Source organism: Pseudoflavonifractor phocaeensis, assembly GCF_016901735.1.
Classification (GTDB): Bacteria; Bacillota; Clostridia; order Oscillospirales; family Oscillospiraceae; genus Pseudoflavonifractor_A.
In genome coordinates this window covers 1-809 of the sequence record NZ_JACLZC010000166.1, presented here as the reverse complement: position 1 = coordinate 809, position 809 = coordinate 1, and the positions used below count along the sequence as shown (strand labels likewise).

Below are 809 nucleotides of genomic sequence, written 5' to 3'. Positions count from 1 at the left end.
AAGGCAAAGCTGAAGGGCTTGCCGCCTGCAATTCACAGACAACAAGCCCTTTCGGCTGCTTAAACAATTTTTACTTTCAAATATTGTCTAACTTTTGGGGGTCACTTCAGACCAAGTCGTTGAATTTATCAAAAGTGATTCTCCACTTGCGGAGGGCATTGAGAAAACATATGCTATTTTGAAAGAAACAGAGAAACGAAAGTATTTACCAAGTGAGATTGTATCTTTGATGAAGAAAAAAGGATATGATAAGTTTTCAATTAACAAGCATACTGAATTGTGGAAGTCTCGCAATGCGAAAGATCCAAAATACAGCTTTGGGGTACTAATATCAAAAACATGGTATTGGTATGAAACATGGCTGAAAGAAGTACAGAAGCATTGTGAAGAACACGCTGACGAATTGAAAAACTAACTTAAACACCTTGGATAGACAGCAAAGCCAGTCGAGACAGTCAACGGTCAAGATGAACGGCGCATTTCATGCGCCGCCATTGACAGTCCCGCCCGTCTTTGCTAAAGGGTAATCAAGGCGGGAAAGCCCTAAAATGGCTTCCCGCCCATTTCAAATTTGAGAGAAGAAACGCTCCAAAATCAGAAAGAGAGCGGCCAAGCACTTTGAGGGATTGGCCGCCTTGTTCACCCATTCAGCGGGGTGGCGGGCGGCGGTCAAGGCCGGGTGTAACCCCGTTCATTTCAGGGCACGGCAGAAAATTTTGTGTAAGCGGTTTTCGACAAACTCAAGAATATCGCATTTGCAATGTGCATGATAGGGGCTTATTCCCCTTGATAACAGCTTTTCCGGGAGA

At 44.0% G+C, this 809-nt stretch carries 1 protein-coding gene; it reads left to right on the top strand.

Features of this window, described 5'->3' with window-relative positions; all coding sequences use genetic code 11:
• Window positions 1-94 precede the first annotated feature (94 nt).
• Window positions 95-415: a hypothetical protein gene (locus H7U37_RS15045; protein ID WP_204876974.1), complete on the top strand. Its 321-nt coding sequence runs from the start codon at window positions 95-97 to the stop codon at window positions 413-415.
• Window positions 416-809: the final 394 nt, after the last annotated feature.